Below are 14,174 nucleotides of genomic sequence, written 5' to 3'. Positions count from 1 at the left end.
CGTGTTCCGGCACCGTCGGCGAAAAGCCAAAGCCGGAAAAGAAAAAGCCCGAGCAACTGAGGCCCGGGCTTAAATCCACACCAAAGGAGGAGGGTGGAGGAGACGGTTCAAATACTATCGAACCGGCTTGTGCGACGCAATAATAATGCACTTCAAATTTTTATATCCAGCGATTAGATCTTCGAATGGCCAGGCGGTGAAGGGGATTCCTAATCATGTCTTATACAAGACTGGAATTGTGCATTGCAGCATCTTGAGGCCTCGCACGGACCTTCGGGCTCAGGCCAGGCCGACCAGCGCGCGCGGTTGCGTGAGCACCTCGGGCCGCAGGATCTCGTCGAGCTGCTCGCGGGTGAGCAGGCCCTTGTCGAGCACCAGCTCATACACGCTATGTCCGCCGACCAGCGCCTCCTGGGCGATGCCGGTCGCGTTGGCGTAACCGATGTAGGGATTCAGCGCGGTCACGAGGCCAATCGAATTCTCGACGCTCCTGCGCAGGAATTCGCGATTCACGGTGATGCCCTTGACGCAGCGCTCCGCCAGCGTCAGGCAGCCCGCGCGCAGGTGGGTTACGCTCTTGAACAGGCTGTGGGCGATGATCGGCTCGAAGGCGTTCAGCTGCAGCTGGCCGGCCTCGGCGGCGAACGAGATCGTCATGTCGTTGCCGATCACCTCGTAGGCGATCTGGTTCACCACTTCCGGAATCACCGGGTTCACCTTGCCCGGCATGATCGACGACCCCGCCTGGCGCGCCGGCAAGTTGATCTCGCCGAAGCCTGCACGCGGCCCCGAGGATAGCAGGCGCAGGTCGTTGCACACCTTGGAGAGCTTCACCGCGACGCGCTTGAGCACGCCCGACAGCTGCACGAAGCTGCCGCAGTCCTGCGTCGCCTCGACCAGGTTCGGCGCCGTCAGCACCGGGATGCCGGTGATCTCGGCCAGATGCCGGCGCACCAGCGCGGCGTAGTCGGGGTGGGCGTTGATGCCGGTGCCGATCGCCGTCGCACCGAGGTTGATCTCGCAGATCAGCAGCACCGCCTCCTTCAGCCGCTCGATGTCCTCGCCCAGCATCACGACGTAGGTCGAGAACTCCTGCCCCATCGTCATCGGCACCGCGTCCTGCAACTGCGTGCGCCCCATCTTCAGCACGTCGGCGAACTCGACCGCCTTCTCGTGGAACGCCGCCTTCAGCACTTCCATCGCTTCGATCAGCTCGAAGATTCCCGCATAGCCCGCGAGCTTCAGCGCCGTGGGATACACGTCGTTGGTGCTCTGGCTCATGTTCACATGCTCGTTCGGGTGCAGGCGGGCGTAGTCGCCCTTCGCGCAACCGAGCAGCTCCAGTGCACGGTTCGCGATCACCTCGTTCGCGTTCATGTTGGTCGAGGTGCCGGCGCCGCCCTGGATCACGTCGACGACGAAATGCTCGTGCAGCGCCCCGGCGCGAATCTCCTCGCAGGCCCGCACGATCGCGTCCGTGCGTTCGCGATCCAGCAAGCCGAGTTCGTTGTTGGTCAGTGCGGCGGCCTGCTTGATCGCGGCCAGCGCACGCACGAGATCGGGATAGATCGAAATCGGCGTGCCGGTGATCGGGAAATTCTCCACCGCGCGCAGCGTATGGACCCCGTAGTAGGAGTCGGCGGGCAGGGAGCGGTCCCCCAGGAGATCGTGTTCGATGCGTTCGGTCGTCTGCGTCATGTTTCCTCCGATGTGTGGTGTGACGCATGGATGCTACGGACCGAAAACGGATTGCGTGCCGCGCCATGCAAAAAACGCATAACATCCCCAAGGAACCCGAATAGGGCGGCGCATCGCGACAACTCGCCGGATGCCGCGGCACGAACACCGCAGGAGCGTGCAACATGCAGATCAAGTGGATCGAGGACTTCCTGACGCTGACGGACGCGCGCGCCTTCTCGCGCGCCGCCGAACGCCGCAACGTCTCCCAGCCGACCTTCAGCCGCCACATCCAGGCGCTGGAAGACTGGCTCGGCGTCGAGCTCATCGACCGCCGCGCGCAGGGCGTGCATCTCACCGCCGCCGGACGGATCTTCCGCGGCTTCGCGGCCGACATCCTGCGGCGCACCTACGACATGCGCACCGTGTTGCGCGGACAGTCGCCCGGTAACATCGACACCGTCCGCTTCTCGGTCGCGCATACCTTGTCGCTCACCTTCTTCCCGCGCTGGCTGGGGCAACTGAAGGAAGCGCTGGGCAACGTCGTCGCGCGCGTCGGTGCGGTGAACGTGCCCGAAGGGGCGAGCGCGCTGATCGAGGGCGCCACCGATCTCCTCATCGCGTACCACCACCCGCAGCTGCCGATGCTGCTCGACCCCGTGCGCTTTCCCTACATCGCGCTCGCCACCGACCGCATGCTGCCCCTGTCGGCGCCGCGTGCCGACGGCCGCCCGCGCTACAAGCTGCCGGGGCGGGCCGAGGCGATCGTGCCCTTTCTCGCCTATTCGTCGGGCACCTACCTCGGACACGTGGTCGAGATGATCCTGCTCGGCGCCAACGAGCGCTGCCATTTCGACCGTTCTTTCGATACCCACATGTCGGAGGCGCTCAAGGCGATGGTGCTCGAAGGGCACGGGCTCGGCTGGTTGCCCGAGAGCTGCGTGGGCCGCGAACTCGCCGAAGGTCGGCTGGTGGAGGCCGGCCCCGCGCAGTGGACCTGCCCGCTGGAAGTCCGCCTGCATCGCGCGGCGGACAACAGCAATCCGATGGTGGACAAGATCTGGGCGCTGCTGAACACGCCGCGGGGAACTGCCTGAGGTCGCTCGCGGGCGCAGAAAAGAAAAAGCCCGAGCAACTGAGGCCCGGGCTTAAATCCACACCAAAGGAGGAGGGTGGAGGAGACGGTTCAAAGCATACGGTACCGTATGATGCGGCGCAATAAGTTTGTCCTACAAATGTTTTTATCGCGCGATCAGAATCCCCTATGGACTGGCGGGGCTGCAGAAAAGAAAAAGCCCGGACGTTTGACGGTCCGGGCTAAATCCACACCAAAGGAGGAGGGTGGAGGAGACGGTTCAAACTTTATTGGAAGAGCTTGTGCAACGCAACATCTTCTGCCTGAAAATTTTTTTATCTTCCGATTATTACGATAAATGAAACAGTTTAATCAATGAGTTGTAATTGCATGGTGATCTGTTTGGCATGTTGCGATGCCGTATGAAGGCCGCCGCCGCGCAGACGGTCCGGCGGTCGTGGTCGTGACGATGATCGTCCCGATCGGCCCCATCTGCGAACTACAGCCCGACTCGGCCAGGTTCTCGTCGATGGCCGACCGCGCGATGATCAGCGCAGCAGGGCGGAAATGAGCGAGAACTCATTGAGCGCCGCCACCACGCGCGTCTGCGACTCCGGCCCGCCATTGCCGAGCGAGGCCAGCATGAGGAGGTCGGTGAGGTTCTGCAGGCCGCCTTGCGAGGAATCACTGCCGCTGTCGAAGAGGCCGAGCGTCAGCTGCAGGGACGAGAACCGGAGCTGGGTCGCGAGAAGCGAGTTCACGTCGCCGTTTGACGAAGTGAATTCGGTCGCCACCGTCGCGAATGCCTCGGCCGCCCGCGCGAGCAGCGAGAAGCTGCCTTCGGGATCCGCCTCGAAGGCCGCGCGCAATGCCGCCATGTCGATGCCCAGGCGGCCGCCGGTGCCGGGCAGCAGCGATGGCTGCAGTTCGATGCCGAGGTCCGACAACTGCGTGAGGGCCGAATCGCCATTGTCGAAAGCCTCTTCGACGCGTGCCCGCAGGTCCGCCGACAGCTGGGCAGCAGGGGAGGAGGCCGGGGCGGTACCGAACAGGACATTCACCTCGCCGAGGCTGCCCTGCAGGCTGTTGAAGCTGTCGACGAAAAACTGCGCCTCGGCTGCGAGGCTGCCGAAGTCCGTGCCGAAGTTTTGTCCGATTCCGCTGTCGGACGACCCGGGGCGCAGCACGGCGAGGCGGTTCCCGAAGGTCGCGACGGCCGACAGGAGTTGGCCGAAACTCGACAGATCGACGATCGTCGACGAGCCGGAGAAGAGCGACAAACTGCCCGCCGTCGCGGCGAAATTCGTCGAAACGGGGCGAAGGGCGCTCGTGCCGAAGAGGCCGAGCGTCGAGCTCAGGGGCAGGATGCTCACGTGGCGGACTCCCGCGCGCGGCTGCGATCCGTGGTCGATCGCATTCCTTGGAGTGCTCGTGCCGGCCCGAGGTTTCCCGCGAGCACGCCGCCGAGGACAAAAGATCGTCTCGTTGGGGTTGCGCCCGATCCCCTCCTGCGCCACCTGCGGGTATCGTTCGGGGTATGTCCGCGGCAGTGGTGGCTGGCCCATTGCCACGGCATTCTTCGCCGCAGATGTCCGCACAGTCTGCGCGCTGCACCCTTAGCCGGACCGAGATCACCGCGAATCACGAGCAGGATGAAGAACATGACCCGACCCCGCCTCATCGTCACCCGCCGCTGGCCCGCCGAAGTCGAGCGTGAGCTCGCCGAGCGCTTCGACGTCCGCCTCAACGCCGACGATCACCCCTTCACGCGCGACGAGATGCGCGCGGCGCTCGCCTCGTGCGACGCACTGCTGCCGACGGTGTCCGACCGCATCGATGCCGACGTGCTCGGCGCCGCCCCGAGCGCGAAGCTGATCGCCAATTACGGCGTCGGCTTCAGCCACATCGACATCGACGCCGCCAGGGCGCGGGGCATCGCCGTCACGAACACGCCCGATGTCCTCACCGATTGCACCGCTGACCTCGCGATCACGCTGATGCTCATGGTCGCCCGGCGAGCCGGCGAGGGCGAACGCGAAGTGCGCAGCGGCAACTGGACCGGCTGGCGCCCGACGCACATGATCGGCACGAAGCTGAGCGGCAAGACGCTGGGCCTCATAGGCATGGGCCGCATCGCGCGCGCCGTCGCGCTGCGTGCGCAGCACGGCTTCGGCATGAAGGTCGTGTTCTTCAACCGCAGCCGCGTGGGTGCGGACGTGCTTGCCGGGCTCGACGCGCACCAGTGCGACTCGGTCGAGGAAGTGCTGGCCCAGGCCGATTTCGTCTCCCTGCATTGCCCGGGCGGTGCGGCGACGCGCCACCTCATCAACCGCGAACGCCTCGCCCTGATGGGGCCCGACGCCTTCCTGATCAACACTGCGCGCGGCGAAGTGGTCGACGAGGCCGCGCTCGTCGATGCGCTGCGCGACGGCACGATCGCCGGCGCGGGCCTGGACGTGTTCGAAGCCGAACCCAAGCTCAGCGAGGGGCTGCTTTCCCTGGAAAATGTCGTCCTGCTGCCGCACCTCGGCAGCGCCACGCGCGAGACGCGCGTCGGCATGGGCATGCGCGTGCTCGACAACGTCGAGGCCTTCTTCGCCGGCCGCACGCCGCCGGACCGCGTCGCCTGAGGAGGCTGCCGTGAAACTCTCGCGCCTCTACCAGCCGCGCAACCCCGCCTTCTGGATGATGATCGCGCTGAACGTCCTGTCGTCGGTGTTCGCGTGGATCCTGCGCAGCTATCCGCTGAGTACGCCGGCCCTTGTCGTGGTCGCCGGCGTTGCCCTCGCGAACGCGCTGCTCGGGATGTGGTTCGCATGGCGACTGGTGCGCGACGACGCCCCTGCAGGCGACGAAAGCGCCCGCGGCCGCGGCATGTGACTCGCATCGTCGCGGCAGGAATCGCTATCATGTGCGCCTTGTGCGGTTCCCGCTACCGTACCCGACGACACCCCACCGGAGAACCTAATGGCCTCAGCCCATGACAGCGTCAGCATGGCGGTGTTCTGCGATTTCGAAAACGTCGCCCTCGGCGTGCGCGACGCCAAATACGAAAAATTCGACATCAAGCCGGTGCTCGAACGGTTGCTGCTCAAGGGCAGCATCGTCGTGAAGAAGGCCTACTGCGACTGGGAGCGCTACAAGGGCTTCAAGGCCGTGATGCACGAGGCCAACTTCGAGCTGATCGAGATTCCCCATGTCCGCCAGTCGGGCAAGAACTCGGCGGACATCCGCCTCGTCGTCGATGCGCTCGACCTGTGCTACACGAAGTCGCATGTCGACACCTTCGTCATCATCAGCGGCGACTCCGACTTCTCGCCCCTGGTGTCGAAACTGCGCGAGAACGCCAAGCAGGTCATCGGCGTGGGCGTGAAGCAATCGACCTCCGACCTGCTGATCGCCAACTGCGACGAATTCATCTTCTACGACGACCTCGTGCGCGAGAGCCAGCGCGCGGCCAAGCGCGAAACGCGCGAAACCCAGCCCTCGACGAAGCGCTCGCCCGAAGAGGAAAAGCACCGCAAGGACGAGGTCGAAGCGCGCAAGCTCAAGGCCATCAACATCGCCGTCGAGACCTTCGATGCCCTGGTGGCAGAGCGCGGCGACAGCGGCGTGCGCATCTGGGCATCGATGCTCAAGGAGGCCATCAAGCGCCGCAAGCCCGACTTCAACGAGTCCTACTACGGCTTCCGCGCCTTCGGCAACCTGCTCGAGGAGGCTCAGGCGCGCGGCCTGCTCGAGTTCGGCCGTGACGAGAAATCGGGCGCCTACGTCTATCGCAGCAACCGTGCGGTCGTGACGGAAGCGATTGCCGAGGCGCCCGCAGCCGCGGAGCAGGGCACTGCGGTTGAGGCCATGACGGCGGCGGGCGAAGCGGCGCATGGTGAAGCGGTGTCGGCGACGCCGGTGGAGCGTCCGACGGGCGACGAGCCTTCCGCCCGGCACGAACCCCGCCGCAAGCGGGGCGGACGCAAGTCCGCGGCGAAAAAGGCGGAGGCCGTGGCCGAGGCCTTGGTGGAAGGGGGCAGGGCGGAGGCGCCGAAGACCGTCGAGGCGGAAGCTCCGGCACGCATACCGGCTCAGCCCGAGCAGGAGTTCGTGGTCGCTCCCGCACCCGTAGCCGCTGAACCCAGAGTCGAAGCGGCCGAAGTGTCGCCGGCCGAGCCCGCCAAGGCGGGCGCCCGTCGTTCGCGTCGCGGCAAGTCCCAGGTCGCGAAGGCCGAGATCGCGAAACCGGAAGCGGCCATGCCGGAAGCGGCGCAAGCCGTTCCGGCAGCAGTCGAAGCGGTGCCCGCGACGGAGCCGGCTAGCGTCGCCGGGGACGATGGCGCGGCCAAGCCCCTCCGCAAGACCGCAGCGCGAGGCCGCCGACCGCGCAAGACCGAGCCGCAACAGAACTGACCCTGCGCCGCCCCCGCGACCAGGGCGTCCGGCGTACGGTAATTCCTCACGCGATGGCGCGGGCGGGGCAAATACAATGGCTATCGCCCCGCGGGCGACCGACGGGGTGACCTGCCCATTGCGCAGAGGCTGATCATTCCGATGACATCTGTTCTCCTGAACCGCCAGATTGCCGCCGCGTTCGGTACCTGCGAGGAGGCCCCTCTCAAGGGCGCGCTGGATGCGCTGCAGTCGGCCGGCCTTTCAGACCTTGCGGCCAACCTCGTCAATCTCCTGGTCGAGATCGAGGATACCTACGATCGCCATGCCGAGATCGAACGGCGGGCCGAGAAGGCGCGGCGACTCGTCGCCTGTCTCGATCTGACGGGCGATGTGCTGTGCGAATGGGATCTCGTTTCGCGCAAGATCAAGCAATCGTCCGCGTGGCAGAGGCGCTTCGGCACCATCGGCGGTGCGCCGGTGCGCAGCATAGACGACTGGCTTGAATGGATACTGCCCGACGATCGTGCGATGGTGGGCGAGCGGCTCAACACCGTGCTGCAGCGGCGTGCCCCGCTGATGGAAATCGAGCACCGCATGCTGGATCCGGACGACGGGTGGCGCTGGTGGCTGCTGCGCTGCCGCGTCTCAGTGCGGGACGGCGAGGGCAAGCCCAAACGACTTCTTGTCCTGCATCGCGACATCACCGACCAGAAGCGCTCCGAGGCGGCCCTCGTGCGCGCAAAGGAAGAAGCGGAATCCGCCAACCGTGCGCGCGGAGCCTTTCTCGCGAACATGAGTCACGAGATTCGCACGCCGATGAATGCGGTCGTCGGCATGACCGAGCTTGCGCTCGATACCCCGCTCGACGAAGTGCAGCGTGGCTACCTGGAAACCGTCAAGTCGTCCGCGGACGCGCTGCTTACGATCATCGACGACGTCCTGGATCTCTCCAAGATCGAAGCTGGGCGTCTCGAACTCGAATCCGTCGTGTTCTCGCTGCGCAATGTCCTGGGTGACACCATGCGCGGGCTGGCGGTCTCGGCCCATCGCAAGGGGCTGGAGGTGCTGCTCGACGTCGCACCCGACCTTCCCGATCGACTTTACGGCGATCCCACGCGTCTGCGCCAGGTGCTCTCCAATCTCGTCGGCAACGCGATCAAGTTTACCGAACGGGGTGAGGTCGCCGTGGAGGTCAGCAAGCTGCGGCACAGCGGCATGTCCCTGTACCTGCAGTTCGTCGTGCGCGACACCGGCGTCGGCATCGCCCCGGAGCTTCACGAGCAGATATTCGATGCCTTCATGCAGGGCGACCCGTCTACGGCGCGGCGCTTCGGCGGCACGGGTCTCGGACTCGCGATCACGAACCGGCTGGTCAAGCTGATGGACGGCCAGATCTGGCTCGAGAGCGAGCCGGGTGGCGGCAGCACCTTCTACTTCACGGCCCGCGTGGCCGCCGAACCCAATGCCGCCGCGCCGTCGTTCGAATTGCCGACTGGGTTGCAGGGCCGCGCCGTCCTGGTCATCGACGACTGTCCCCACGCCCTTGCGCTAATCGCGCGCATGCTGCAGCAGCTCGGGCTGGAGGTCGACACGACCGACGATGCGTCCCGCGTTCCGGCCCTCGTCGCCGAGCGCGCCCGTGTCGGCCGCCCCTATGACCTCATCCTGGCCGATGGCGGCATGCCCGCGCCAGGCGGTCTCGCGCTCCTGCAGACGTTCGACAACGTGTTGTTGTTGCTGGCAAATCATGCCCAGAGACAGGAGCTCGCGCGCAGCGCTGCAGTTCCGTCGCGCCCCCATCTCGTCAAGCCGGTGTTCGAGGACAACCTGTTCGATGCACTGCGCGCCGCGTTCGATGTCGCGGACCTGCGGCGGCTGGAACTGGCGCGCTTCGAGGTCGACGAAGCGGCCGTGCTCGGGCTCGATGCTGCCGAGCCGCTCAATGTCCTGCTGGTCGAAGACACGCTCGTCAACCAGGCACTTGCCGTGCAGTTGCTGACCAAGGCCGGGCACCGCGTCACCGTTGCGAACAACGGTGTCGAGGCGCTTGAATGGTTCGAGCAGCAGCCGTTCGACCTCATCCTGATGGACCTGCAGATGCCTCTCATCGACGGCATGGAAGCCACCGCGAAGATCCGCGCTCGCGAAGCCAGCCGGAGCTGGGCCGTTGGCGAGGGGCCGCGGCAATGTTACATCGCTGCAATGACTGCTCACGCGATGCAGGGGGACCGCGAGCGCTGCCTCGCCGCCGGAATGGACGACTACATCTCGAAGCCCATCCGCCGTCAGGCCCTGAACGCATTGCTCAAGCGCGCGATCGACCATCGCCGTGCCCCCAAGGGCGAGCTGAGCGTTCTGCTGCAGAACTGGACGGGCTGAGACGCCGCTAAATGGTCCGCAGCTCTGCGCACAACTGCGCGAGGAGGCGGTCGACCTCGCCCAGCCACGCGGCTGCAGACGGGAAGTCCTCTGTCCTCGACGCGTCCTCCAGTGCCTTTACCGCGCGAATCAGCGCAGCGGCACCGAAGTTTTCCGCCGAACCCTTGAGGCTGTGACCCGCGCGGATCGCCGCCGTGACGTCGTGGTCGGCGAGGGCGGTGCAAAGGTCCGCAAGCAGACGCGGTGCATCCGCGACGAAGGTTGCGGCGATGGCCTGCAGGATCTCGACATCGTTGTCGAGGTTGTCGAGCGTCGCGCGAAGGTCGAACAGCGGCTCACTGTCCATCATCCGGTTCCGGGGCCGAAGCAGGCTCTTCCTCGTCAACGTAGCGCACGCGGATTTCCAGCACCTCGTCCCAGACGGCGAGGAAGGCATCCACGCACGCCGGGTCGAAATGCGTGCCCCGGTTCTCGCTCAGATAGTCACGCGCCTCGTCGAGCGACCACGCACGCTTGTACGGGCGCGCTGAGGTCAGCGCGTCGAACACGTCGGCTACCGCAACGATCCTGCCTTCGATGGGGATCGCCTCCTTCGCGAGGCCCCGGGGATAGCCCGAACCGTCGAACTTCTCATGGTGATGCAGCGCGATCGACGCGGCCAGCTGGATCGCATGCGAGCTGCTTTCACGCAGGATTTCGTACCCGATCTGCGTGTGCTGCTTCATGATCTCGAACTCTTCCGGGCTATGTCGACCGGGTTTGAGCAGGATGTGGTCCGGGGTTCCGAGCTTGCCGACGTCATGCATCGGCGCCGCATGCAGCAGCATCTCGGCGAAATCGGCCGGAAGACCCATCTGCACCGCGATGCGCTGAGCGTAATGGGCCATGCGCAGGATGTGCGTGCCGGTCTCCGGATCGCGACACTCCGCCGCGCGCGCCAGCCGCACGATGGTCTCGCGCTCGCGGTCGTGGATCTCCGCGACGGCGCGCCGCACTTCTTCGGCCAGCCACGTGGCGCGGTCGGCCAAGGCCCTCTGGCTGCGCCGCAGCGCGAGCATGTTCCTGACCCGCGCCAGGAATTCCATGCGGTCGACGGGCTTGTTGAGGAAATCCACGCCGCCTTCATCCAGTGCCGCGTAACGGACGCTCTTCTGATGGTCTGCAGTCACCATCAGGATCGGCAGACTGTCATGCCGGGGTTCTCGCCTCACGTGACGGATGAACTCCAGGCCGTCGAGCTTCGGCATCATGTAATCCACGATCACCAGATCGGGGTCATTCTCGAGGCACCAGTCGAGGCCCGAGCCCGAATCGGCGAAGGGGATGGGCTGGCAGCCGTCCAGTCGCTGGACGAGCATGCGCATCAACGCGAGGTTGGTCGGCGTGTCGTCCACGATGACGACGTTCATGGTGGAATCCTGGGCGGAGTGGCGTTGCAACAAGTTACAAACTACCGTGAACCGGTCACTGCCGCCGTGCAGCGCCTCACACTCAATGGCGGATGGATGATCCCTTATGAATAGCGTGGGCGGCACCGTATGGTGCCGGTCAGCGCCTCACCCTAGCGTGGCGTTCGCCAGCTTTGCGCCGAATCCGATGAACAGCCCGCCGACTCCCCCGGTTGCCGCCGCCGACAAGCGGCGGCGCCGACGGAACTGCGCCGCGAGGTGTGCGCCGCCGAAGATCAGCGCCGACAGGTAGATCGCGCTGCACACCTGCACGATCGTGCCGAGGATCGCGAACGACAGTGCGGGGTAGGCATAGGCGGGATCGACGAACTGGATGAAGAAGGACACGAAGAACAGGATCGCCTTCGGGTTCATCAGGCTGATCACCAGCGCCGTGCGGAAGGGGCGCGTCGCATCGGAGGCTGCCTGCTCGGGCGCCGCCGTGCCGGCCGTCCTGTCGCGCCAGCCGGCGATGGCCGATCGCAGCAGCGCGAGCCCGACCCATGCAAGGTAGGCGGCCCCGGCGTACTTCAGCACCATGAACAGGGCTGGGGTCGTCTGCAGCAGGGATGCGACACCCGTGGCCGACAGAACCATCAGCACCGTGTCGCCGAGGAAGATTCCGCACGCCCCGCGATAGCCCGCCGCGACGCCGAGGCGCGAGGCGACCGCCGTCACGTAAAGCGAGTTTGGCCCCGGCAGCAGGACGATGAAGATCGTGCCGAGAATGAAAGTCGTCAGGTCGGTTACGCCATAGAACATGATCCAGGTCTCCGCCGGTAGATCATCAATCATAACGCGTTCGCGCAGCCGTATTCAGCGGCTGGCGCGGCAGTTCTCGTACTGGCCGGCTCCCTGCATGTCCACGCGCGCCGTATCACCGCTGCGCCACAGTGTCAGGGCCCCGCAGGCGTAACGTTCGCCGCCGCCATCGGCCGCCTCTCTCATCAGTGCGAAGCGCATCCGCTCGATTTCGATGCTCGCATCGCCCCACGGATGGTAGGTCACCGAAAAGCGCTTCCCCGCGTCGCACGCGTAGGCGACCGGGCGCGCTGCGGGCGGGGTCTGGGCGCAACCAGCAAGCAGGGTGGCAATGAGGAGGACGGGGAGGGCAATCGTGCGGGTGTTCATGAGCACTTCCTGCGGGGAGCACGCCGGCGGCGTGGACGATGGAAAAACGAGGCTTCGTGTCGCGGTCGTTCACCCCGCCGCGGCCCCGGGTTCAGGTCGCCGGTGCGACGCGCATCGGTATGGTGACCGGCCCGTCATTGACGAGGTGCACCTGCATTTCCGCCGCGAATTCTCCGGTTCCGACCTGCGCGTGAGCCTTGCGCGCCTCGGCGACGAAATGCTCGTACAGCGTGCGGCCTTCATCCGGCGCCGCCGCGTTCGTGAAACTCGGCCGGTTTCCGCCGGTGGTGTCGGCCGCAAGGGTGAACTGGCTGACGATCAGCAGCCCGCCCTGTACATCCTGCACGGAACGGTTCATCTTGCCGGCTTCGTCGGAAAAGATCCGTAGCTTCAGGATCTTGCCCAGCAGCTTGTCGGCCTCGGCGCGACGATCGCCGCGCTCGGCGCACACCAGCACCAGCAGACCCCGGCCGATCGCGCCGGTGATCCTGCCGTCCACCTCCACGCGCGCCTCCGCGACGCGCTGCACCACTGCCAACATCAGTTTCGCTCCCTTGTTCCCGGCCTGCTTTGGCGCCTGAAGCGCAACCTTACCTGCACGCTCCGTGCGCTACAGTTCGTGGCTGCGAGCCCAATGTGCGATGGCCCCTGCGTTCATTGCGCCCGACTGCCGCGCCACCTCCTGTCCGTTGCGGAACAGGATCATCGTCGGGATGCTGCGGATGCCGAAGCGCGCTGCAAGCGCCTGCTCCTCTTCGGTATTCACCTTCGCAAGGCGCATCTGCGGTTCGAGCATGCGTGCTGCTTCCTCGAAGGCCGGAGCCATCATGCGGCAGGGGCCGCACCACGGCGCCCAGAAATCCACCAGCACCGGCAGGTCGCTGCGCTCAGTGTGGAGCGCGAAATTCGTCGCGTCCAGCGTCAGCGGCTTGCGTGCGAACAGCGGCGCATGACACTTGCCGCAGTTCGGCTCGTCGCTCATGCGCGCCGCCGGCACCCGGTTGAGTGCGTCGCAGTGCGGACAGGGCAGGGTCAGGGTATCGGGGGACATCATCGACTCCGTCGCCGGCTGGATCCCGACCGGCTTGTTCACATGCACTTACAGCGGTCTCGTCGCGACGATGGCGCCGCGGATCTGGCCTTCGCTGTAACCCGTCGCGCGATCCTGCGGGTAATGCTCGGCCAGGCGCGCCTTCACCGCCGGCGTCAGCTTGTCCTCGGCTCCGTGGCAGTTCAGGCACAGCGGCTGCGTCGGCAAGGCCTTGGCGTAGCGGAATGCGCGCGTGCCGTCGGCCTGTTCGACCACTTCACCCTTCTCCAGTTTCGCGGGGTTCTCGCCCGTCGCGGCGCGGCGGTCGAATTCCTCCAGTGTCTTGCGCTCCCATGCGTCAGGCGTCGCGCGCTGCGGATTGCGTGCCTTCAGGGTGACGCGTTTCAACTGCCAGCCGGTGCTCGCGACGATTTCCTTGGCCATCTTCGGCGCCATGTCACGGCATACGGGAATCGCGCCTTCCGGGCCGCTCCTGGCGATCTCCTCGTTGAGCGCCGTCACGAGCCGCGGCGGCAGGCTCGTCGCAGCGGCGCGCGCCTCGGTCATCAGCGCCAGTTCATCCGCCAGGGCGGGCAAGGCTGCACCCGCAATCGCCGCCGCCACGGCCAGCCGAACTATCGTCATCGCGATCTCCTCATTTAAATAAAAGCAAACGCTTATATTACTGCGAATGGCAGCGGTGAGGGGCTTCGGACGGGGGGCGCTGCGGCGATTATTCGATGCGCTCGGTCAGCGCCCACAGCAGCAGGAAGCTGCCGGCGGCGAGTGCGCCGATTCCGGCCAGGAGCAGGGTGCCGACCTGGTATCCCCCTATCCAGAAGCTGCCGGACAGCCGCGCGAGGCCGGCGATCAGGCACAGGGCGAGCCCGCCGAGGCCCGACAGCCTGCCGGCGAGTATCAGTAATCGATGCATGGCGCCTCCTCCCATCGTGTGCGACACCGTGCAGGCATCGCATCCTCGATGTCAGGCGATTAGACGCCGGTATCCTGCGTCGCACAAGCGTGTTGCGGCGGTCGGGGCGGTCGGGGC

Annotated in this window: 15 protein-coding genes; 5 read left to right on the top strand and 10 right to left on the bottom strand. The window is 65.9% G+C overall.

The features are described from left to right. Positions 1-279: 279 nt before the first annotated feature. Positions 280-1,698 (bottom strand): aspartate ammonia-lyase, encoded by a 1,419-nt coding sequence (gene aspA / locus GO615_RS20830; RefSeq protein WP_169131630.1) that lies wholly within the window; start codon positions 1,696-1,698, stop codon positions 280-282. Between the two features lie 164 nt (positions 1,699-1,862). Here aspA and GO615_RS20825 point away from each other — a divergent pair, with 164 nt between their 5' ends. Then, entirely contained in the window at positions 1,863-2,774 is a 912-nt protein-coding gene (locus GO615_RS20825; protein ID WP_169131628.1) for a LysR substrate-binding domain-containing protein, read from the top strand. 526 nt (positions 2,775-3,300) lie between these two features. Here GO615_RS20825 and GO615_RS20820 read toward each other — a convergent pair. Continuing rightward, on the bottom strand, positions 3,301-4,125 hold the full coding sequence (locus GO615_RS20820; protein ID WP_169131626.1) for a hypothetical protein: 825 nt from the start codon (positions 4,123-4,125) through the stop codon (positions 3,301-3,303). Positions 4,126-4,413: 288 nt separating this feature from the next. Here GO615_RS20820 and GO615_RS20815 point away from each other — a divergent pair, with 288 nt between their 5' ends. The 4 genes from GO615_RS20815 to GO615_RS20800 all read left to right on the top strand — a co-directional run bounded on the left by GO615_RS20815 (position 4,414) and on the right by GO615_RS20800 (position 9,514). Next, complete coding sequence (locus GO615_RS20815) at positions 4,414-5,382, top strand: 2-hydroxyacid dehydrogenase (RefSeq protein WP_169131624.1); 969 nt, start codon at positions 4,414-4,416, stop codon at positions 5,380-5,382. Positions 5,383-5,392: 10 nt separating this feature from the next. Next, positions 5,393-5,632, top strand: a complete 240-nt coding sequence (locus GO615_RS20810) for a hypothetical protein (RefSeq protein ID WP_169131622.1) — start codon at positions 5,393-5,395, stop codon at positions 5,630-5,632. Positions 5,633-5,719: 87 nt separating this feature from the next. After that, entirely contained in the window at positions 5,720-7,153 is a 1,434-nt protein-coding gene (locus GO615_RS20805; protein ID WP_169131620.1) for an NYN domain-containing protein, read from the top strand. Between the two features lie 141 nt (positions 7,154-7,294). Next, complete coding sequence (locus tag GO615_RS20800) at positions 7,295-9,514, top strand: response regulator (protein WP_169131617.1); 2,220 nt, start codon at positions 7,295-7,297, stop codon at positions 9,512-9,514. A gap of 7 nt (positions 9,515-9,521) precedes the next feature. On the opposite strand, the gene GO615_RS20795 is transcribed toward GO615_RS20800, so the two are convergent. The 8 genes from GO615_RS20795 to GO615_RS20760 form a co-directional block, all read right to left on the bottom strand. Next, complete coding sequence (locus tag GO615_RS20795; RefSeq protein ID WP_169131615.1) at positions 9,522-9,860, bottom strand: Hpt domain-containing protein; 339 nt, start codon at positions 9,858-9,860, stop codon at positions 9,522-9,524. Continuing rightward, the gene (locus GO615_RS20790; protein ID WP_169131613.1) at positions 9,850-10,923 is read right to left on the bottom strand and encodes an HD domain-containing phosphohydrolase; all 1,074 of its coding nucleotides are present in this window, start codon (positions 10,921-10,923) and stop codon (positions 9,850-9,852) included. The genes GO615_RS20795 and GO615_RS20790 overlap by 11 nt, the downstream gene beginning before the upstream one ends. A 147-nt stretch (positions 10,924-11,070) precedes the next feature. Beyond that, entirely contained in the window at positions 11,071-11,724 is a 654-nt protein-coding gene (gene leuE, locus GO615_RS20785) for a leucine efflux protein LeuE (protein ID WP_169131611.1), read from the bottom strand. Positions 11,725-11,778: 54 nt separating this feature from the next. Then, the gene (locus GO615_RS20780) at positions 11,779-12,093 is read right to left on the bottom strand and encodes an MliC family protein (RefSeq protein ID WP_169131609.1); all 315 of its coding nucleotides are present in this window, start codon (positions 12,091-12,093) and stop codon (positions 11,779-11,781) included. A 91-nt stretch (positions 12,094-12,184) separates the two neighbouring features. After that, a complete protein-coding gene (gene dtd / locus GO615_RS20775; RefSeq protein WP_169131607.1) occupies positions 12,185-12,634 on the bottom strand; it encodes a D-aminoacyl-tRNA deacylase in 450 nt (149 codons plus the stop codon). A gap of 69 nt (positions 12,635-12,703) precedes the next feature. Beyond that, a complete protein-coding gene (gene trxC / locus GO615_RS20770) occupies positions 12,704-13,144 on the bottom strand; it encodes a thioredoxin TrxC (RefSeq protein ID WP_169131604.1) in 441 nt (146 codons plus the stop codon). 48 nt (positions 13,145-13,192) lie between these two features. After that, the gene (locus GO615_RS20765) at positions 13,193-13,768 is read right to left on the bottom strand and encodes a Tll0287-like domain-containing protein (protein WP_169131602.1); all 576 of its coding nucleotides are present in this window, start codon (positions 13,766-13,768) and stop codon (positions 13,193-13,195) included. Positions 13,769-13,856: 88 nt separating this feature from the next. Next, the gene (locus tag GO615_RS20760) at positions 13,857-14,057 is read right to left on the bottom strand and encodes a hypothetical protein (RefSeq protein WP_169131600.1); all 201 of its coding nucleotides are present in this window, start codon (positions 14,055-14,057) and stop codon (positions 13,857-13,859) included. Positions 14,058-14,174: the final 117 nt, after the last annotated feature.

The sequence above is a fragment of the Aromatoleum evansii genome (assembly GCF_012910805.1).
Classification (GTDB): Bacteria; Pseudomonadota; Gammaproteobacteria; order Burkholderiales; family Rhodocyclaceae; genus Aromatoleum; species Aromatoleum evansii.
Note: the sequence above shows the minus strand (reverse complement) of the source record. Positions and strands in the feature narration are given on the sequence as shown.

Bases quoted from the DNA above. Each gene is read 5' to 3' on its own strand.
- aspA (WP_169131630.1), bottom strand. From the start codon at position 1,698: ATGACGCAGACGACCGAACGCATCGAACACGATCTCCTGGGGGACCGC.
- GO615_RS20825 (WP_169131628.1), top strand. From the start codon at position 1,863: ATGCAGATCAAGTGGATCGAGGACTTCCTGACGCTGACGGACGCGCGC.
- GO615_RS20815 (WP_169131624.1), top strand. From the start codon at position 4,414: ATGACCCGACCCCGCCTCATCGTCACCCGCCGCTGGCCCGCCGAAGTC.
- GO615_RS20805 (WP_169131620.1), top strand. From the start codon at position 5,720: ATGGCCTCAGCCCATGACAGCGTCAGCATGGCGGTGTTCTGCGATTTC.
- GO615_RS20800 (WP_169131617.1), top strand. From the start codon at position 7,295: ATGACATCTGTTCTCCTGAACCGCCAGATTGCCGCCGCGTTCGGTACC.
- GO615_RS20795 (WP_169131615.1), bottom strand. From the start codon at position 9,860: ATGGACAGTGAGCCGCTGTTCGACCTTCGCGCGACGCTCGACAACCTC.
- GO615_RS20790 (WP_169131613.1), bottom strand. From the start codon at position 10,923: ATGAACGTCGTCATCGTGGACGACACGCCGACCAACCTCGCGTTGATG.
- leuE (WP_169131611.1), bottom strand. From the start codon at position 11,724: ATGTTCTATGGCGTAACCGACCTGACGACTTTCATTCTCGGCACGATC.
- GO615_RS20780 (WP_169131609.1), bottom strand. From the start codon at position 12,093: ATGAACACCCGCACGATTGCCCTCCCCGTCCTCCTCATTGCCACCCTG.
- dtd (WP_169131607.1), bottom strand. From the start codon at position 12,634: ATGTTGGCAGTGGTGCAGCGCGTCGCGGAGGCGCGCGTGGAGGTGGAC.
- trxC (WP_169131604.1), bottom strand. From the start codon at position 13,144: ATGTCCCCCGATACCCTGACCCTGCCCTGTCCGCACTGCGACGCACTC.
- GO615_RS20765 (WP_169131602.1), bottom strand. From the start codon at position 13,768: ATGACGATAGTTCGGCTGGCCGTGGCGGCGGCGATTGCGGGTGCAGCC.
- GO615_RS20760 (WP_169131600.1), bottom strand. From the start codon at position 14,057: ATGCATCGATTACTGATACTCGCCGGCAGGCTGTCGGGCCTCGGCGGG.